Source organism: Shewanella sp. AC34-MNA-CIBAN-0136 (genome assembly GCF_040309945.1).
GTDB lineage: Bacteria > Pseudomonadota > Gammaproteobacteria > Enterobacterales > Shewanellaceae > Shewanella.
Window position 1 is genome coordinate 139,928 of sequence record NZ_JBEOPJ010000002.1, and the last position, 19,110, is coordinate 159,037.

Below are 19,110 nucleotides of genomic sequence, written 5' to 3' on the forward strand. Positions count from 1 at the left end.
AGTATAAAACAACAGCAAACGGACGCTGGTTTTTTAAACAAGGAATGTGACATGTTCAGCAATAACCTTATAATCGTAGATTTCCCTGTCCATCTTCATGGACAATTTCAAAATCTCGCTAGTTTGATTGAATTTAACTTAATTCCAACCAATGCGAACTGCGCGTTATCAGAATTGTCTGCTGCATCAAATGCCGAAAATGGCAGCGCCATTATGGTTCATTATCTTGATAATCCATTACAAGAAATTGGTTACTTATCTGCTGAATTATTTAAAAGCGACCTGCACATTGCATTTTGTCCTGCTTTGAATGTAGAACTAGAAGTTATCCTTATTTCATCTGGATTTCATGGCGCCATTAGTGTCTCTGACTCTATCGCTCATCAAATACAAAGCATTAAACAAGTGCAAGATGGCGACATTAGCTTTAACCCTAAAGCCGTTTCTAAATACATCCTCCAAAGAAAGCGTATTCCATCATCAGGTAATCGCGCCAAAATACTTGCCGTCACCACAAAAAAAGAACAACAAGTCTTATCACTTATACTGCATGGATTAACCAACGAAGAAATGGCCAAAGAGCTCAACATCTCTGTTAATACCGTCAAAATGCACGTACAGAATATTTATAAAAAAACCAAGATTAAAAACCGTGGCCAATTATTTGCTTTCGCTGCCGGTTAATCCTCTATCAAATACTCCAGTTAGCACTTAAAAAGTGAGCCTAACAATGTATCCAGTAAACGATACATTATTAGGCTCGCTTAATATTTCACACTCGATATTTTCATTGTTTTAAAAACACTTCACCCCATAATGTAAGGACACATTAATGCACCATAAAAGCATATTAGCCATATTAATCTCTGGCGCACTCTTAGTCGGTTGCGGTTCATCTGACGACGACTCTAATACCGAAATCACGCAACCAGATTCAGGTACACCTCCCCCGATTACTACGCCGCCAGTAGCATCAGAATACACTCACCAGGTAAACGGCCTTGCGGTCTACCAAGGGGCATTATCTGGCGCAACCGTGTGTGCTGATTTAAATAAAAACTTAGTTTGTGATAGCGATGAACCTTTTACTATTACAGATGTTGACGGTAACTATCAAATAGACTGGAAGAGCGAAGTTGAAACCCCAGACTATTACTTAGTGGCTAACTGGCAAGCAGCAACAGCAACACAAGCAATCCAGGCCCGCTCTTTAGCACTTAAGGTTAAAAACCCGACTAACCGAGCAGCACCAAAAGCTATCGTTAATGATGCAGGACAAGGGACATTAATCGCAAGCCCACAATACAATGGCGCGATTAACAACCTGACTCATATTAAACAGTCTCGCATTATAGAAATGATGAATCAAAACCTGTCTGACAGTGACATTAGTCAACTATCAACCGAGTTAGACACGCTATTAGCTATTTTGTATCAATTAGATGCAAATACCCTGTACTCAGTTTCTGCTGAAATGTCAGCCACCGCGAGTTTTACCCGCATAGAATATGTCATTGCCTATTTACAACAAGTCATCGCGACTCAAATTCCAAACTTAATCGCAGCAGAAAAAATACTTGCTGCGACTTATGCAGAGCTTTGGCAAATATTAAGTGATAGCGGCCTTTCTATCGAAGAGTTCTTCTCAGATGACGCCTTTACCTTAGCCATTAATATACTCTTTAGCGACTCAGCCATCGCATTAGGATTTACAGAATTACCTATCGATTCTCGTATTTTGTCACAAAATGATTGGGATGTTGTGCTAGGTAATATCATTAATGATAAAGGTTTCACTAATACCTTATCGCTAGCGTTGCTGTCACAGTTCAGCACATTCTCACTAGACAATGATGAGACAGGAAAGACAGTTATAGGATCAGCCTCTATTGACGGAATTGGGTATGTTACCGAATTCCCTAAAGATATAGATGAGCAAGAAATAGAAATTGAATGCTGGAACACAACCCATAACGGTTGGTATACCATTGCACCATTGCCGACGCCTGAACCGTTTATAGATGGTAATAGTTACAAAACAGTGTATGAATCAACAGATGTTAATGTCACTATTAATGTAGAAAAAATACTCACACCAAGTGATAGCTGGAGCTCAATACTTAACATTATTCCTGATAGTCTTAAATTCAACACGCTAAATTGGCCACAAACATTATATTCTATAAACGTATCTCAAGAAGCTGATGTCATGTGTCGTGAAGTCAATAATTATGAAATCTACGACCTTCCTGATTACGAGACGGCTGATATGATCACCGTTGATGATATCGCTAGAGCACAATTTGATAGTTTATATCCAGAGTTTATCATCGTCGATGAGCAACAAAGTAAGATCACTCTGCTTGATATTAACCTGCAACCAGAAACGACATTTACAGTAGAACGCAGCATTAGCCCAAGTAATCAGCCATTAATTATTACAACTGAGGACGCTATAAATGACAAAGTTGCTGAGCACATTCTTCCGACATATTATTTAGTTGCAGATCAACAGTTAATTGAAGTCAATTTAAATAAAGCTTTCGACACGAAAGACGCAAACAATCAACTAATGATGACTTATGACAATTCAGAACGCTTTACCCAAATATTATACAATCATTTATTGTCACTAAAAACAACACCATAAGAGGCTTATTGCTTACTCGCAATGTAAAAAACCATTAGCAAAAGCTAATGGTTTTTTATCATCAAGCCACAAATATTAGCCTGCTTTAATCATATCGTTTTCTTTATCAATAAAACGACCAACAATTGCTAAGACCAAATCAAACACACCATAGACAAAGGACCGTTCTGCTGCCATAAAAATGATGAATCCCTAATGCACTAGATATGCTAGATATGCTAGATAGAATAACTGCTATAGCATACACCCCATCCAACTCAATAACCTGTTACTTATTAACAATCAACAAAGTAAACACTGCCAATATGTAAAGTGACATATTAGATACTAGCATTACAGCTCATCACCATCTTCTTCCGCTTCCATACGCTCAACATCTTGCTTGGTGTAACCCATGGCTTCGGTTATATAACACATCTTCACCAGCTGAAACATTTGCACAAAAGAGCTAACCCGTCCTGCATGCATTTGTACATTTAATAATGCCATGGTGGCACCTGCATCATCGCCGGGTGATACTGTAGCGCTCAATTCAGATAACGACTGGTTATTAGCAGAGACCTCATCAATGAGATTGTTATATTCTGTGACGTTTTCAGGCAAATAGCAGGTAGATGTTTCAGGTAATTGCGCTAAAAACTGCTCATACTCTTTGACAAACAACCTAGCTTGCACCAACGTCTGCTCACCGAGTGCTTGTAATTCTTGCACCTTGCCACTTTGGAATACAGCCGACGCATTGCCAGAATCCATAAGCTGATTAAACTCTTGCATCAAGACTAGCTGCTTATCGGATAGCACTTTTGCATCTTGCGCTATGGGTTTGGTTTTAGCTTCAAATGCATCAATAGCAGCTTGGTTACTCGCCAATGCAGCAAAACTCATTGTGGTAATGGCAGTAGTAATGGCCACCAGTAAGCTGGCTTTTTTCATCATGTTCATCGATAACATCCTGTTAGTAGAGATTTAAATAAGTGATTTGAGCCAATATCCTATTCAGCGTTTAAGGTATGGCATTAACCAGCTGTGAATGGCATAGCTGTGCTCAGTTGGTAATCTAAAAGCTAACCATTCGGCACCTAATCGAGTCACTAAATACGTATTTCGGGTAATGTTTACTACGCCAATGATATCTGAACGTTTATAGGTTTTTTCGTTAAACACACCATGTTTAACAATCAAAGTATCATTATAAATTCTGAGTTTTGTCCCCGCTGCGCGGTAAAAAAATACCCAAGAAAAAAAGCCAATCAGTAACGCTGATAAAGCATATTGAACTGGCAAGGATACATAAGGCGTAAAAACGGATTCAGAAAAGAATAATATAAATATCGAAATAAAAAATGATATGCCTATGGTACTCATCGCAAACAGCCAAAATCTTAATGATGTAAAAGGCATGCCGCCGATAGTTAGTTGCTGAAAGCCTGATTCACGTACTAAATCACCTGTTGGAAGTGCAGTCGGCTTATGGTCTTTTAATAACCCTTTGGTACTAAATTTATGCCTTTTATGCTGAACAACTAATGCCAAATCGGTATCAAAGTGTTTTTCAAAAAACATCACAATATTGATCATGGTTGATACATTTCTGATAGTGATATGCCATTCAGGGAAGCTATAAAACTTAAGCGCATAATGATGCCTAACTATTTCTTGACGATCAAAAAAAGCGTTAAATTCACCGGTAATGAAACCAGACATTTCGAGTAATGAAAGATTGTTATTAGTCACAATTTCTTTCTCTTTGGTGATACCGAACCAGGACTTTGTTTTCACCACCTCTTTACGGGTCGCATCAATCGTTAATCGGTTACGCTTAAATATAGGGAAGAATAAACAACTACCGACAAGGGCTATAATGAGTGGCATGAATATCTCGCCCGTATCTTGGTAGCCGAACCAACCTAAATAAATAACACCTGCACCCATTGCCGCCATACCAATACCAAAAACAAAGTCGATAATGCCACCAGTATCTTGCAGCACAATGCAATCATCTGTCTGCTTACAAATTTTATAACTCATAAATCCCTTTAATATGCTTTAGGCATTAAAAAAACAAAACCCTATTGATTTAACAACAGGGCTTTTTGACATAGTTAAGGCTTTTTAACAAAATAGCATCTGGAGATGCCTGTAACACAAACATCAATAGCAAAGGTACGCCCACAAAGCTGGTTAACAACAATAGCCAAGTTAGCATTGAAAAAGGTGAAATGAAGATTCTTGAGGCAAATGTAACTTTATGACGTTCATCTAATTTCATTTCGAGTGTCGTATTACTTTTAAAAATACTAAAACTCTGTTTAATCCACGGCATTAATAAGGGCTCTACTTTACAACAATCATTAACATCAGAAACTAATACGTCACTGAACATTGTTAAAATAAAACCAACAGTCAACTGACTGCTGGTTTTCATCTACAAGTGGTAATTTATAAAGCAATACTAAAAGGGTAAATCATCATAAAAATACCATTGGCCATCATCTTCAAATAGTATGCATCTTGTGCCACCTGTACGACTTTGCCCATTTGGCTTTATAAAATTATAACTGTAGTTAATTGTTATAACACGTGTGGTATTGGGGTAATTTCCTTTTAAGTTTGCACTCGGCTCCATAAAGCCTGACGATTCTGGATCAAACATCATAAAATCTATTAGCTCTCCTCCACCGGAAGCTCTTTTATAACCGCCTAAACTAAGCTCAATCAACTTCCGAGCTCTTTTTCCATCCTGCCATTGTTGCATCATAGGGTGATACCCTTTGATAATTTCATCTATTTTTTCATCACGAATATCCCGCATTACTTGATCACAACGCGGCTTTAACTCACTGACCTCTTTAGGTAAACTGGCCTCGCTGGCTGATACGGAAAATACCAGCATTGAGCTACATGCAATAGTTGAAAATTGATAACAGCGACTTTTTACCCATTTAATGAACATCATCATTTATCCCTAATTGATTTAATAGTTACACTTTTCACCAGTCTGAATTATTTAATTAAAACGGTATCCAGTTTCCAGCTGTTATTTTCGTAAACCCACTCCAGTTGTTGAGCACTGTCAGCGTCTTTTAACATTAAACGTTTTCCGTTAACTTCAACTTTCCCTTTAAATTCATCTAATAGCATATTGTAAGCGGCTACATCTTTGTCGCTACTTTTTGACGGTGAATAACGTATTGCTTTACTGTACTTTTTTATCGCTGCTGAAAGTATTTTTTGCTTTGAGTCATCACGATTCAAAATATCTGTCATCACACCGGCTCTAAACTGAGCTGAAAACATGGCTAATTGCTCAGGCGTGCCAGACTCAATGGTGTGCAACAATCTAAACCAATTTGCCATCAACCTAGCGGAATCGTCAGGCTTAGGGTTGTTAATATCGCCTTTTGATATCACTACGTTGTTTACCTGCTCAGGTAACGATAATGCTTGGCTTAATGACTCATTAATCATGCTGACAAGTTTTTTTATATCCGCATCGGTGGTCGACAAAAACGGGGCGATTAACGACTGCACTTCCCCTGTAAATATCGTTTTATCCTTGAACCCTTTGGTGAGATTTGTCAGTTGATCGAAAAACGTTGGGTTAGTCAGTGAAATTTTATCTGTCATTGCCTCATAGTCAGCAAAAGCGTCCTGCTGGCGGGTTTTCGCCCCTAAAATATTTTTAAAACTTTTTTGCGGTGCCAATATTGCCAGCCATTGTTTAATCACATCGCGGGTATGAGGTGGCTTTTCATTAATAGCACCAATATTGGGTGGAGTGATATATCCTGCCTCAATAGCAGCATTAACAATCGCCTTTGACCTTTCACCAAAAACAGCTCTAACATCGGCATAGCGAAGATAATCAAGATAGTCAGCCTGCTGCACAACCAAAGCGTTCAACTCTTTATCCATCCCTTGCTGTTGGATCTCTTTCGCGACATAGGTGTATTGTTGCAAGTCGCAACCAGCACAACTTCTAAACGCTAATGTATTGCTGTGACTAAAATAAATACTGGATTGATTAGGAAACAAATGACTTTCAAACACAATATAACTGGTGCCCTCTTTGGTATAAGTCAAAGTCATATCGGCTTTATGCTTTTGAGGACAGCCAGGCAATTCAATATTGTTTTTTGTAAACGCGGTAAGGTTGTTTAAATCCATCGTCTTACGTGAATGCAGAGTATTATAGTAAGTCAATTGGTACTGCAATGAAGGGTCGAGCTCACCTTGTACTTCAACATCAATATTACAACTTGCATATACATTGGCTGTGCTTAAGCCGCACAATGCCAGTAATCCTATCGTTTTCATTTTTAGCTCATCCTTAAGTCATGTATTTAACACTAACTCTGTCGTGTTATGACAACGTTAATGCTTTTACTTTTAAACCAAATAACGAATATATAGCGAGTACAAGCCAAAGCCTGTCATACCTAGTAGCGCTATAGCCATCGGTATGAGTATGTAAAAACGCCATACCGCTGCTATTTTTGGGATTTGCGTCAACGTTGCACTGTAGCCGAGTTGAGACAGTGCAATAACAAATTTATTACTATCAAATGTTTGCCCGGCTAACGTAATGCTTTCACCGTTACTCACATCAATGTTTACTCTAAATACAAAAGGTCGCCTGTATTGCCTCCGGGTACTGTCACCATCGCCAGCTTTATACCAATTCCACTCAATATTAATTGATTTAATCGCAGACTTTTCTATCTGTCTAACTTGCTTGTCCTCAAAATACACTCTTGAAATAACAAGTGAATTTTCACTGATAACAATCTCATTAGGAGTCGATATACCCTGTGTATAATGCTTATCGCAAATGAGCTTTCGCCTTACAGCAGACACAGCTACCCCAAATAAGGCAACCACTATGGCCGCTACGATATTATGGCTGGAATAAAGGATAAACAGGGCAGCCATAAAACTAATATAACTTGAAGCCCAGACTTGATGAAAGTATTGCCGAGGTAAAGGCAGCATAAACAGTGTGACGGGGTATTGTAGTTTTATCGGGTCGTTAAATAACTTAATCCCGATAAAGGCTTTTACGGTATCTAGGTCGAGCGGAACTGAACTAAAGGTTGGCCAATCTTTACGACTAACGCTATCAAATTGACCGACAACATTAATCCCCTGCGACATTAACTCTTTTCGACATTGTTGCACTAATGCGGGCAACTTATGTTGCTTCACTTTTAACGATATCGATATCGGTTCAGGAAATTGAGCTTGTTGACTCTCTTTAACATGCAAAATCACTTTATAAGTATTATGCACTTCTTTTAACTCAATATTTTTTATTATCGAGTAATCAACATCTTGTTGTTGAAGGGAATAAATGGATCCCCACCCTAACTTGAAACCATGGAACTGTATTAACACATTGCGTGAGGCATCAAAACACCATCGACATTGATAACTAAACGCTACCAAGATCAACAATATACTGAGCATTAAACGCCCGACAGTTTCAGCCGAAAAAGAAAAGACACTTACCGCCAACACAACATAAATCAGATTAAAACATATAAAAATCCACTTTATTTTTTCAACGGCTGACACGATTGAAAATGATGACGCGGTAATCAATAACGTCCCTGTTAACTTGTTAAACATCCTGTTCCTTAATCGAATTTACATTTTTAAGATTGTTGTCAGTGTCTACCAGCTATATAAAGAGCCTCGTTATCGACTATTTTTAGCCATATAATTCTATTACGTCATTAACATGCCGGTAATGAACAAAAAGGATAAGCAGGTACCATATAATGGCCTACAATAACGAAATAATTTTCCACTGGTTTTGTAGATAGGCTAGTTTACAGTATCCACTCGCTTGACGAGGTTTGTTGGTTTTCGGTGAAACAGTATCAAAACGATATCCCACCCATACCTCAAGATCATGTCCACGCATCTGCGCAGATTGACGAACTAAATTATTGTTAGCGTTTTTAGCATCTTCAAACGCAAACTCGCGTCCTTCATCAATTCGGTAATTATCGATACCCAAATATGACTTGTTATAATATTTATCATGTAAGTCGGCTAAATGCATTTTTACTTGTTCATCTGTTGCTGGTATCTCAGCAAATATTGTTCTGAATAACTTTACATCTTGATTGATTACGACATTAACTGATTTTTTACACAAGGAATGCGGTTCAGATAAGTTAATTTTCTTTGCGGCTTCCATCCACTGAGCTTGCTCATCTTCAGTCGCTCCCATTGACGCTGTCGAGATAAATAGTAATAAAATAATAGCGATTAATTTGTACATGAAAACATCCTTTTAATTTTACGTTATTGCTTTACTAACGCTTAAAAACTCACAATCAATCATGTATGTAATCAATTGAATATACACTACAAAAAATAGTGTTTCACTAATATGCCTGTGACAACGACATTGACTAAAACAGGGAATATTACGGCTATAATATTAGGCAAAAAAGCCCATGACCAATTGCCGTGCAGCGTTGTTAATGGGTAGTCGAAAAAACACAGCATGTAAACAATGTGTTTAAGCGGAAAATACATCGCATTAAGGGTAATGAATTCACCGCTTTTTAGCTCAATATCACACGCGGTAATATGGTTGCGCACATGTAAACGATGCATTTGAGATTTATATTTTACCTTTATGCGATCAATGTCATCGCGTTGTAACTCCAACTGCCCCACAGGCTTATCCATTATTGCATTCGCAGGAATGGCAATACGCTGCTGGCTCACATAGCAACGTAATGTCCCGGTAATACCGTAACGTCGCCTAACCAGCCAATAACGTCCTATTAAGTAGACAGGTAATAATCCAATGTTGATTAATACTAATGCACGAGCAAACTCAGTATTTGGGAAGTTAAGAGGTAACACAGCCAAACCGACCATCAAAATAAGCAATAACAACGAAACGCCCAAAGACAGAGGGTAACCTATATTAGCGACATATAAACCCACGTCACTTTGCGCGTTAAAGTTACGCATCCCTTTTATGTACAGGTTATAAAACCAAGATTTATCATCTAACTCTATTATTTTGGCCATAATGATTATTAGTGAGCAATATCCTTATTAATGTACTCAAATTTTATCACCATCAACAGAATGTCCACCAATAAACCTGTTACCTTTTCCTAATAAAATATTACTCACCACTTAAATACATCCTTAAGGATGGAGCAAAAAACAAAAGGCACTAAAAGTGATAGGTATATAGTCATCATATTACAAATTGTTTTACACCTTATTGATGTTTGAATATCTTATGATCACTTAATGTTATTTCACAAAATATTGGATACCACACAACAGGGAGTTGATATGTTAAAACCCGCGCTAATGTCATTAGCCATTATCATTGCAGTGATACCAGCGATGAATGCCTATTCAGCAACATCACAAGAATTATTTTCTGAGCCTAAAGAGGTAAAAGAAACAAAAAATGAATTAAGGCACTTCACGCCTGTGCAATTGATCACGGCAATTGACGATAAAAATATTCAATCAAAAGAAGTGAAAGGAAAACTAACTAGAACCAACTATGAGCTACCGCCGTCTTATACACCGGCACATTTAATCAATAACTATAAAAACCAGCTTAACGCGCTCAATGCCGAGATCATTTTTGAATGTGAGCAAGCAAGTTGTGGCGATGAAGATAAATTAGCCAAATTTATAAAACCGCTATATACAATTTCAAAAAGTTCACCCTCGTTAATTACTGCTTATATCACCCTTCCTAAAAAACAAGTACATGTGTCCATATATGCGGCTGGCTGGCAGCGCGCCACCAACGTAGAGATCGATATTATAGAAGTAATCGATGAACCATTAGATTTGGTGACCACTAACCAGAGCTATTTATCACAAGAGGTGAGTGAAATAGCAGTAACAGACAATAGCAAAAAAGATGAAAAAAACTCTGCCGATCATCCAATGTTAACTCGTATACCTGGTGCTTATATTGATGAATATACCACCCATAGTTTTGGACAAATCGCCGTATTAATAGGTAAAAACGGCAAGAAATTTGAGACTAAGATGTTAGACGGAAAAATAACCGATATTGGCTATAACTTACCTCGAACTTATTCTGAATACGAGATTAATGCTAATTACCAAAACGCGTTAACTAGGCTTGGCTTTAAGGAAGTTTATGCTTGTACAGGTGAGCTATGTGGTCGAAAAACAGAAATGTATAACGCTTTAAAATTACTCATGTCCAATGGTCGTGATGACAGTCAATTTTATCGATTGTATAAGTTAGATCGGCCCGAGGGAAATGTTTACGTTATGGTGTATGTGATTGGCTTTGTTGGCAATCTCGCTGCTGAAATCAGAATCATTGAAGAAACCACGTTAAACAATAACCGTGTGGGTATTGATTTGCAGGGCTTAACCGATGAGATAGCTAAAACGGGCCATGTGGCACTAGACGGTTTGTTGTTTAAATATGATAGCGATGAATTACTGCCAGAAGCTTATGCGATTGTTGAAGTGGTAGCTCAATACTTACAAACACACCCTAAGCAGCTTTTTTATGTGGTAGGACACTCAGACGATCAAGGCTCACAAGCTTATAACCAAACCTTGTCAGAAAAACGCGCGACTGCAATTAAAACCCGTTTGATTAAACAGTTCTCTATTTCTGCACAACAAGTTGAAGCCAAAGGGGTTGGTGAGTACTCGCCTATTGCCAATAATCTTGATGAAGCGGGCCAGAAACAAAACCGCCGCGTTGAGTTAGTGATACGTTCAGATAATAAATAACCTCTGCTACAGATAATAGATAATTATCTCACTGGAGAAGTAATCATAGAAAGGCAGCCTAGACTACCTTTCTATTCACTAAGAATGTTTTACTTACCAGACTCAAGGTTAATACGTAGTCTGTATTTAGCCCTGAATTTAGTTCTTAACTCAATCCTTAACTCTTAACTCATTATTGTGATTAACGCTGAAGCGTTAATCACAATAATATCCATCAGATTGACAATAAAACTCCGGTAATAAACCAGCAATATCCCATTAGTACCAATGACAATATTTCGTCATTGGTACTAATGAGTCCAAGCCTGAATTAACAGGTAACTACGCCATAAGTTAGCCAGTGTTACTCGGCCCGGCAGGTGGTTATTTGCAGTATTCTGCGTTGGCCACTTTTGGCATGCTCAAGCAAGCAAGTATCAGCTTGCATAAATAATTGCACACTCTCTGGCATCTCGGTAGAGCGACCCATTAATAAACGACCATTAGTGTCTTTGTGCATTGCAGGTTCAATAGACAAGACACTGGTGTCTGTAAACGCGCTTTGAGCAATCATCACATGGTCTGTATTCAACAAACTGGCAATAGCCGCTTGTAGTTCATCCACACTGGCACTATTTGGCGACGTGATTAGCGCAGGAACCGCTCTATCGTTTCCGGCCGTTGAAGTGCCACAGCCCATAAAAGCCGTGGAAAACATCACTACAGCGATAAGTAAACCAGAAGGTAAACGGGACATTACATGGCTCCTGTCGACATTATCCGATTATTTTTAAGCAATGTTGAGTGACGGTCATCTTTCAACATAAAGCCTTTATCCATCATTGTTGGAGCCGCTGACACTTTAGCCGCTGATGAAGTCAGCGCTGGGCACTGGTTATTATCACGATAATACAATGCGGCGCTTAAGAGTCGCTCATTGGTATCACCAAGCGCATGGTTTAAATCATCGCTTAGCGCACAACCTTCAATTTCACTGTCGAGTGTTGGACTTGTAGTGGGTACAAAACCATCTGAATAATCACCAAAACCTTTATCGTTTACGCCTTTAAATTGAATGCTAAAGTAAGTGGTGCCGCAGTTTGGTGTTGGGTAAAATCCATAAGGCTTTCCGCACGTTGTGCCACCAATTTGAATCACTTCAATATCAATACCACGCAGACTATTCATCAATGCTTCACTGGCCGAGCATGTATCTGCTGTTGTTAATACATAAAGCCGCTTAAGGTTTAGTGAAGGCAGTGTAATCCCTGCACGCAGCAACCCAGTATTAAAGCCTATTGTTTCCGGAATAAACGGCGTTGGTTCGAGTATTGCTCTAGTTACGGGATCGATAGTTCGATATTTATCATTAAAACTGGTGCGTTCAAAAATGCGATTATTGGTCGCAGTATCACCTGCTATCATGTAACCCAACTGACTCGCTAAGGCGAGTAAACCACCACCGTTGTAGCGTAAATCTAGGACTAAATCTTCTACATCCGCTTCGCTTAACGTCGTTATAGCATCAAACAACCCTCGCTCAGCAGTCGCTATATGAGAATTAAATTGTAAGTATCCAATCTTGCCGCTTGCGGTTTGGATCACTTGGGTATTTTGCACCGGGGTAGAGATAACGGTGGTGGCCGACAATATGACATTGCGATCAACACTGGCATTGAGATCTCGCACGGTAAATGTCGTTTGTTTGCCACTTTGAGTTGGGAACAACCCTGCATTTAATGTATCTATACTTGCACTATCGTCGGCATTAGCCACATTGACGCCATCTACAGCAACAATAATAGCGCCGCGATTTATTCCCGCGGCCACTGCCGGTGAATTAGGTTCGCTATAAGTAATGGTGACCTGACGTGTTACCCCCGCAGATGCATTGCGAAGTGACAGGTTAAATCCGTAACCGAATGATGCGCCAGATTGATTTAATTGCTCCCATTCATCAGTCGGCATTGAGAAATGAAACTTATCTTTTACATTACCGGTTTCAGACAGCTCATCTGTGATTAATAAATCAAAGTATTGCGCTACGGTATAAGGAGCTGGATCGCGATCGAAAATTTCATCATACCAAAGGTAAGTGTCGTTACTCCATGAGCGAAGCCAAAGCTTTTCGGTGAGTTCAGATCCAGTTTGATCGGCCTTGCACTGTAATGCGACATCCGCGTATGGAGTAAACTGGCCTTTGGTCCAAGTGATGCTACTGCTGTCTGTCACCGGAGGTGTGACATTATTACTGGCTGACTCGCTTCCCCCACCACTGCAACCTGCAACGGTTAAACTGGCGGTAACCAATAACGGAGTGATAGCTTTCCTAAAAAGTAACTGCATTAATATTCCTTTATTTTACTTTATGTTAGCCATTTGTATTACAAATAACTGCTCTAGAATGCAACAGTATATTAACGCAAATGATTTACTAAAATACAGAGAATGATCAATAAATGAATTGATTATCGCGCCGCGAGTTCATCTTACAAGAACCAATGCTTTGCTTACCAACGATATTGTTTAAGGACTGCTTTGGTAAGTTGTGTTCATCGTAGGATGAACACAAAAAAATCAACTCCATTTTTAGATGCCATAATAGCCCATATTTATCAATAATTTACGATATAATCCATTGATAAAAGTCATTGACTCGGTATCTATTATTTAAAGCAAACACTCATGAGCAATAAGCGTTGGGCAGCTGTATTCTACAACTCAATACCCCAGAAAAATGGCAAATATGTTCGACAACATAGTATAAAAGCGAGTTGGCGTGTTGAAAATTTGAATGGAGGAAACTAAATACACATTAATGATGAAACTGAATCTACTATTTTCAATAAATATCTAAAAACACGACAAAACTATAAATCAACCTATAGGTATCATTAACAAAATAATCCAAAAAAACATTAATCGACAACATTAATCGACAATATCAACTCAATAATATCAACTCAATAAAATTAATGAGCTGAAGTTATCAAAAAAACCAATAAACTAACAAATAAATTAACAATTAGAAATATTATTACTTAAATTAATATTTACACAATAACAAGTTATAGAATCGGCGATATAGAATCCGTATTACGAGAGTAGCTGTATCTTAAAATAATTTTTAGCAAGCCGCTTCTGATGATAAGACTTGCTAACCACTTTTAAACTTACCTCAACACTAATTGAGTTAATAACTGCGACTGAGTCAATAATGCGACACTTTTGTGTTGTTGACCATTAATACTCAGCGTGACTTGTGGGTTATCTAAAAAATCACGAGCATCTTCTGCACTATAAATATCAGGTGTAGCAAGCTCATAACGTTGATTTTCAGCAACTTCTAATGTGAGGTACAAGGATTCAGAACGTACCCAATGGCCTGAATCATCAGCATTATCTTGAAATAAGTCGCGATAGTTAATTTCAACCAATTGTTGCCCGCGGCTAAGTCCAATCGTATTTTTTATACTGACGTTCTGACCATTCACGGTTTCAACTATCATTGAGTCCGGTACTGTAATACTCGATGCTTGAGCTGGCATGCCAAATAATAGCGTTAAGCCTACGGTGGTTGAGGTGAGTAACATTTTTACAGAAAATGAAGTCGTCATAATAATATTCATCCATATTTCATACTTAACGATTAAGTATGTTGGTATTAATGTAAAAGACCTCGATATATACAAATAAATTTCAACTTTTTATATTAAAGATGACTTAATACAAATTAGTGTCACTCGTTAAGCTTTATCTTATTGTATTATTGATAGTTAGCATTTTATAAATGTAATCGGCTTTATAATGCATAGCCCCGAAATGAATTAACACACGCCAATGACAGATCATTCAACACCCTGTCATTCGACAGAAACTCAAGCTATTGAATAGCTGAATAATCGTTCAATATTCAGCCATTCATCCTTAGATAAGTCATCATTCTATCGTTTTAGCTAGATTGCGTTTTCCCCCTACATTTACAGCCGATAAAAATGAAGCGCGGTGTTTCACAGAACTCATCAACAGATGAAGATTTAGTACACAAAAATACCGTTTAACGACTAAACTTGATCATGCCATTTATTTGAACCTTTGCTCAGATTTCAATGGTCACAGGCGTTAGATAATAACGGTAAAAATCTTATTAACGTAATGATAAAAATAGTTTATTTTTTTATTATTATCAGATTTGAACTACAGTAAAAGAAGGCAATGCTCTTTTTATGCGGGGAAAGAATGGATAGTTTTTTCAGTTTGATGAGTAACACCGTATTGTTACTGGCACTTGTCGTTATTTATGATGCCATTAAATTACAAAAGATAGCCCCCAAGAAATATGGAAATGTCTTGAGTGGGGTTTTTATCGGAATGATTGCAATTTGTGTCATGAATAATCCTTGGGAGTTAAGGCCGGGGATATTTTTTGATACTCGCTGGGTACTGTTAAGTTTAAGTGGGCTATTTTTTGGTTTTATCCCGACATTGATTGCCGTGTTACTCGCTGCTTGTTTCCGTATTTATCAAGGCGGCGCCGGTTTATACGTTGGAACCTTAATTATTATTATCAGCTCTGCCATTGGGTTAGGCTGGCGATACTGGATGAAGTCTGCAAACAAACAACCCAATTGGCAAAACTTACTGGCCATGGGGTTTGTGGTGGAGATTGGCGTTTTGCTGTGTTTATTACTCATGCCAGTGGTAGATAAATACGACATTATTCTCACAATTGGTCCGACATTATTAACGGTATATACATGTGGCACCATGCTAGTGGGGTTATTGCTAAAACAGCATCAACAAAGGCAACAAATATATCAAGAGTTACATCATCACAAAGGCCTCCTCGAAACCGAGAAAAACCTGTTACAAAGCATTATTGATGGCATTCCCGATATCATTTTTTACAAATCGGTCGACGGGATTTATTTAGGTTGTAACAAGGCATTCTCTGAAGCGTTACACCTTAAACCCGAGGATATTAAGCATCAGACAGACTATGACTTATTTGATCGTCAACAGGCAGACAGCTTTATCAAAGCCGATCGCTTTGTATTACGAGAAAACCAGCCGTGGATGAATGAAGAATGGGTCACAACACCCGATGGAATCGCCCATATTTTTAAAACCCATAAAACGCCTTTTACTAATTTGTCTGGGGAAATTGAGGGGATTGTGGGCGTAAGTCGAGATATGGCCGACCGAAAACTCATTGAAGAACAGTTACGCCGCAGTGAAAGTACTTATCGTAATATTATCAGTACCGCGCAAGATGGCTTTGTTATTGTGTCTGTGGACGGCAAAATAATTGAGTCGAATCAGAGTTTCGCTAATATGACCGGTTATACTCTCGACGAGCTGAGCAATAAACCGATTGGAGAGATCGAAACCAGTGAAAAACACCAGTATTCTACTCAAAATGTCATTAAAGTTAAGCAAACAAAGTCTATTAATTACACCTCTCAACACCGACATAAGTTAGGTCATTTGTTTCATGTTGAGGTGAGCATCAGCTTTTGGGATGGTGATGATGGGATGTTATTCTGCTTTGTTAAAGATATTTCACAGCGCATTAATGCCGAACAAAAACTGCTTCTGAGTGAATCTAAGTTTAGACATATTTTCGAACAAATACCCTCAATTTCGGTCCAAGGTTATGATAAAAACCGTTCGGTCATTTTTTGGAACCAAGCCAGTGAAAAGCTTTATGGATATACCAAAGAGCAAGCATTAGGGAAGCAATTAGAAGACCTCATTATTCCCCCACCTTACCGAGAACATGTGATCAATAACGTCAATGCATGGATTAATGAAGGGGTTCCTATTCTCGCTGAAGAATTACTCCTGCAACGTGCAGATGGTAGTAATGTAGCGGTTTATTCATCCCATACGTTAATCAACAATACCGATAATGAAGCAGAAATGTACTGTATCGATATCGATTTAAGCGCCCAAAAAAAGGCTGAAGAACAAGCTCTTACATTGTCACAAGCAATAGAACAAAGCCCAATATCAATGATATTAACTAATATCGACAGCAAAATTGAATATGTGAATAGTGCCTTTGAAAAAATTTCTGGCTACGCCGCGAGTGAAGTCATTGGCCAATCGGCCAGCATGCTAAAGTCGGGATTAACCCCAAAATCACTTTATAAAGAATTATGGAATGCTATTTCTACCGGACATGCATGGCAAGGCGAGCTGCAAAACAAAAAGAAAAACGGCGATATTTTTTGGGAACATGCTCATATTGCACCTATTTTTGATAACGCTGGCGTCACTAAACACTATCTAGCCCTAAAACAAGATGTCACTCAATACAAACAACAAGAAGAAAAAATTCTTCATCAAGCCCATTACGATAGCTTAACAGGCCTGCCTAATAGACTACTGTCACTTGATAGATTGTCGCAAATGCTTAAAGACGCCCATCGAGCCAAAAATAATGTGGCAGTATTGTTTATTGATTTAGACGATTTTAAAAAGGTTAATGACACCATGGGTCACTCTGTTGGTGATGAACTGTTGATCCAAGCGGCGGTTCGGTTAAAAAATACCATTAGAGAAAGTGATGTTGTGGGTAGGTTGGGAGGTGATGAATTTATCATTATATTGAGCAATATTAATGAACCCACTGAAGTTGAAATTATTGCCCGTAAGCTACTCGAGCAATTTTACCAGCCTTTTAGGCTCGAAAATCGTGAGCTAGTGTCAACCATCAGTATTGGTATTGCCCTTTACCCGCTAGATAGTGAAGACCCCAAAGAATTGCTAAGACAAGCAGATTCAGCTATGTACCATTCAAAGGATCGCGGCAGAAATACCTATAATTTCTATACACATCAAATGAACCACGATATGAATCGGCGCTTGAAAGTTGAAGAGCAATTACGCAGTGCATTGAAGCAAAAAGAACTCGAGGTTTACTTTCAACCTTTTGTAGATATCAAGAGCCGCAAAATTATCGGCGCGGAAGCCCTTTTACGCTGGAATAATGCTTTGCTCGGTCAAGTCACTCCTGATGAGTTTATCCCTATTGCTGAACAAACGGGACTCATTGTCACAATCGGTCAATATGTTATCGAGGTTGCATTTGCTACAGCCAAAAAATGGCAACAAACCTATAATCCTCATTTTAAAATTGCCATTAACGTGTCCCCAAAACAATTCAGGGAAAATACCTTTGTTGATATGCTTAATATCCAGCTAGATAAACATCAGATTAATCCTAGCACTATTGAGCTGGAAATCACCGAAGGAGTCTTACTCAGTGGCGACGCCGTCATCGACAGTAACTTGATATCCATTAACGACATTGGTGTCAGTATCTCAATGGACGATTTTGGTACCGGATATTCGTCGCTCAGTTACCTGCGCAGTTACCCATTCAATACCTTAAAAGTAGATAAAAGCTTTATTAACGATATAACCGTCGATCCGGGCGATCTAGAACTTGTTGGTGCGGCAATCGCTATGGGGCATGGTCTCAATTTAACGGTCGTGGCAGAAGGCATTGAAACAGAAGAGCAGTATCATCTGCTTAATGCATTGAAATGTGATTACGGCCAAGGTTACTTATTTAGTAAACCATTACCCCAAGCAGCATTTGAAGCGCTTTTACAGGCGCAGGCAACAAATGAAACAGCCAATAAGAGATCTTTAATAAGACGCTGATCAAAAATGCCTGTCAGCAAACTGAC

15 protein-coding genes are annotated in these 19,110 nt (G+C 38.5%); 4 read left to right on the top strand and 11 right to left on the bottom strand.

The annotated features are described in order from the left end of the window. The first annotated feature begins 51 nt into the window (after window positions 1-51). Both AAEY94_RS02350 and AAEY94_RS02355 read left to right on the top strand, forming a co-directional pair. Entirely contained in the window at window positions 52-684 is a 633-nt protein-coding gene (locus AAEY94_RS02350; protein ID WP_101086138.1) for a response regulator transcription factor, read from the top strand. A gap of 148 nt (window positions 685-832) precedes the next feature. Next, window positions 833-2,650 carry a hypothetical protein gene (locus tag AAEY94_RS02355; protein WP_350976959.1) on the top strand — a complete coding sequence of 606 codons (1,818 nt, stop codon included), beginning with the start codon at window positions 833-835 and terminating at the stop codon, window positions 2,648-2,650. Window positions 2,651-2,983: 333 nt separating this feature from the next. Here AAEY94_RS02355 and AAEY94_RS02360 read toward each other — a convergent pair whose 3' ends face one another. The 8 genes from AAEY94_RS02360 to AAEY94_RS02395 form a co-directional block, all read right to left on the bottom strand. Further along, the gene (locus AAEY94_RS02360; RefSeq protein ID WP_192115448.1) at window positions 2,984-3,592 is read right to left on the bottom strand and encodes a hypothetical protein; all 609 of its coding nucleotides are present in this window, start codon (window positions 3,590-3,592) and stop codon (window positions 2,984-2,986) included. Between the two features lie 54 nt (window positions 3,593-3,646). After that, complete coding sequence (locus tag AAEY94_RS02365; RefSeq protein ID WP_182743570.1) at window positions 3,647-4,678, bottom strand: hypothetical protein; 1,032 nt, start codon at window positions 4,676-4,678, stop codon at window positions 3,647-3,649. Between the two features lie 49 nt (window positions 4,679-4,727). Continuing rightward, on the bottom strand, window positions 4,728-5,075 hold the full coding sequence (locus AAEY94_RS02370; protein WP_182743569.1) for a hypothetical protein: 348 nt from the start codon (window positions 5,073-5,075) through the stop codon (window positions 4,728-4,730). A gap of 27 nt (window positions 5,076-5,102) precedes the next feature. Next, the gene (locus tag AAEY94_RS02375) at window positions 5,103-5,609 is read right to left on the bottom strand and encodes a hypothetical protein (RefSeq protein ID WP_182743568.1); all 507 of its coding nucleotides are present in this window, start codon (window positions 5,607-5,609) and stop codon (window positions 5,103-5,105) included. A 44-nt stretch (window positions 5,610-5,653) separates the two neighbouring features. Further along, a complete protein-coding gene (locus tag AAEY94_RS02380; protein WP_192115447.1) occupies window positions 5,654-6,967 on the bottom strand; it encodes a hypothetical protein in 1,314 nt (437 codons plus the stop codon). Between the two features lie 72 nt (window positions 6,968-7,039). Continuing rightward, entirely contained in the window at window positions 7,040-8,278 is a 1,239-nt protein-coding gene (locus tag AAEY94_RS02385; RefSeq protein WP_350976965.1) for a hypothetical protein, read from the bottom strand. A 157-nt stretch (window positions 8,279-8,435) separates the two neighbouring features. Beyond that, window positions 8,436-8,939 carry a hypothetical protein gene (locus AAEY94_RS02390; protein ID WP_101086143.1) on the bottom strand — a complete coding sequence of 168 codons (504 nt, stop codon included), beginning with the start codon at window positions 8,937-8,939 and terminating at the stop codon, window positions 8,436-8,438. An 86-nt stretch (window positions 8,940-9,025) separates the two neighbouring features. Next, window positions 9,026-9,706 (bottom strand): hypothetical protein, encoded by a 681-nt coding sequence (locus tag AAEY94_RS02395; protein ID WP_350976968.1) that lies wholly within the window; start codon window positions 9,704-9,706, stop codon window positions 9,026-9,028. Window positions 9,707-9,982: 276 nt separating this feature from the next. Between AAEY94_RS02395 and AAEY94_RS02400 the strand changes: the two genes are divergently transcribed. Then, a complete protein-coding gene (locus tag AAEY94_RS02400; protein ID WP_350976971.1) occupies window positions 9,983-11,431 on the top strand; it encodes an OmpA family protein in 1,449 nt (482 codons plus the stop codon). A 343-nt stretch (window positions 11,432-11,774) separates the two neighbouring features. On the opposite strand, the gene AAEY94_RS02405 is transcribed toward AAEY94_RS02400, so the two are convergent. From AAEY94_RS02405 to AAEY94_RS02415, 3 genes are all read right to left on the bottom strand, one after another. Then, the gene (locus AAEY94_RS02405) at window positions 11,775-12,167 is read right to left on the bottom strand and encodes a hypothetical protein (RefSeq protein ID WP_101086146.1); all 393 of its coding nucleotides are present in this window, start codon (window positions 12,165-12,167) and stop codon (window positions 11,775-11,777) included. Beyond that, on the bottom strand, window positions 12,167-13,756 hold the full coding sequence (locus tag AAEY94_RS02410) for a S41 family peptidase (protein WP_350976974.1): 1,590 nt from the start codon (window positions 13,754-13,756) through the stop codon (window positions 12,167-12,169). The genes AAEY94_RS02405 and AAEY94_RS02410 overlap by 1 nt, the downstream gene beginning before the upstream one ends. A gap of 827 nt (window positions 13,757-14,583) precedes the next feature. After that, a complete protein-coding gene (locus AAEY94_RS02415; RefSeq protein ID WP_350976977.1) occupies window positions 14,584-15,027 on the bottom strand; it encodes a DUF2057 family protein in 444 nt (147 codons plus the stop codon). 622 nt (window positions 15,028-15,649) lie between these two features. Here AAEY94_RS02415 and AAEY94_RS02420 point away from each other — a divergent pair. After that, complete coding sequence (locus AAEY94_RS02420) at window positions 15,650-19,084, top strand: PAS domain S-box protein (protein WP_350976980.1); 3,435 nt, start codon at window positions 15,650-15,652, stop codon at window positions 19,082-19,084. The last annotated feature ends 26 nt before the right edge of the window (window positions 19,085-19,110 follow it).

Coding starts and splice junctions, on each gene's coding strand:
- AAEY94_RS02350 (WP_101086138.1), top strand. CDS start 52: ATGTTCAGCAATAACCTTATAATCGTAGATTTCCCTGTCCATCTTCAT.
- AAEY94_RS02355 (WP_350976959.1), top strand. CDS start 833: ATGCACCATAAAAGCATATTAGCCATATTAATCTCTGGCGCACTCTTA.
- AAEY94_RS02360 (WP_192115448.1), bottom strand. CDS start 3,592: ATGAACATGATGAAAAAAGCCAGCTTACTGGTGGCCATTACTACTGCC.
- AAEY94_RS02365 (WP_182743570.1), bottom strand. CDS start 4,678: ATGAGTTATAAAATTTGTAAGCAGACAGATGATTGCATTGTGCTGCAA.
- AAEY94_RS02370 (WP_182743569.1), bottom strand. CDS start 5,075: ATGAAAACCAGCAGTCAGTTGACTGTTGGTTTTATTTTAACAATGTTC.
- AAEY94_RS02375 (WP_182743568.1), bottom strand. CDS start 5,609: ATGATGATGTTCATTAAATGGGTAAAAAGTCGCTGTTATCAATTTTCA.
- AAEY94_RS02380 (WP_192115447.1), bottom strand. CDS start 6,967: ATGAAAACGATAGGATTACTGGCATTGTGCGGCTTAAGCACAGCCAAT.
- AAEY94_RS02385 (WP_350976965.1), bottom strand. CDS start 8,278: ATGTTTAACAAGTTAACAGGGACGTTATTGATTACCGCGTCATCATTT.
- AAEY94_RS02390 (WP_101086143.1), bottom strand. CDS start 8,939: ATGTACAAATTAATCGCTATTATTTTATTACTATTTATCTCGACAGCG.
- AAEY94_RS02395 (WP_350976968.1), bottom strand. CDS start 9,706: ATGGCCAAAATAATAGAGTTAGATGATAAATCTTGGTTTTATAACCTG.
- AAEY94_RS02400 (WP_350976971.1), top strand. CDS start 9,983: ATGTTAAAACCCGCGCTAATGTCATTAGCCATTATCATTGCAGTGATA.
- AAEY94_RS02405 (WP_101086146.1), bottom strand. CDS start 12,167: ATGTCCCGTTTACCTTCTGGTTTACTTATCGCTGTAGTGATGTTTTCC.
- AAEY94_RS02410 (WP_350976974.1), bottom strand. CDS start 13,756: ATGCAGTTACTTTTTAGGAAAGCTATCACTCCGTTATTGGTTACCGCC.
- AAEY94_RS02415 (WP_350976977.1), bottom strand. CDS start 15,027: ATGACGACTTCATTTTCTGTAAAAATGTTACTCACCTCAACCACCGTA.
- AAEY94_RS02420 (WP_350976980.1), top strand. CDS start 15,650: ATGGATAGTTTTTTCAGTTTGATGAGTAACACCGTATTGTTACTGGCA.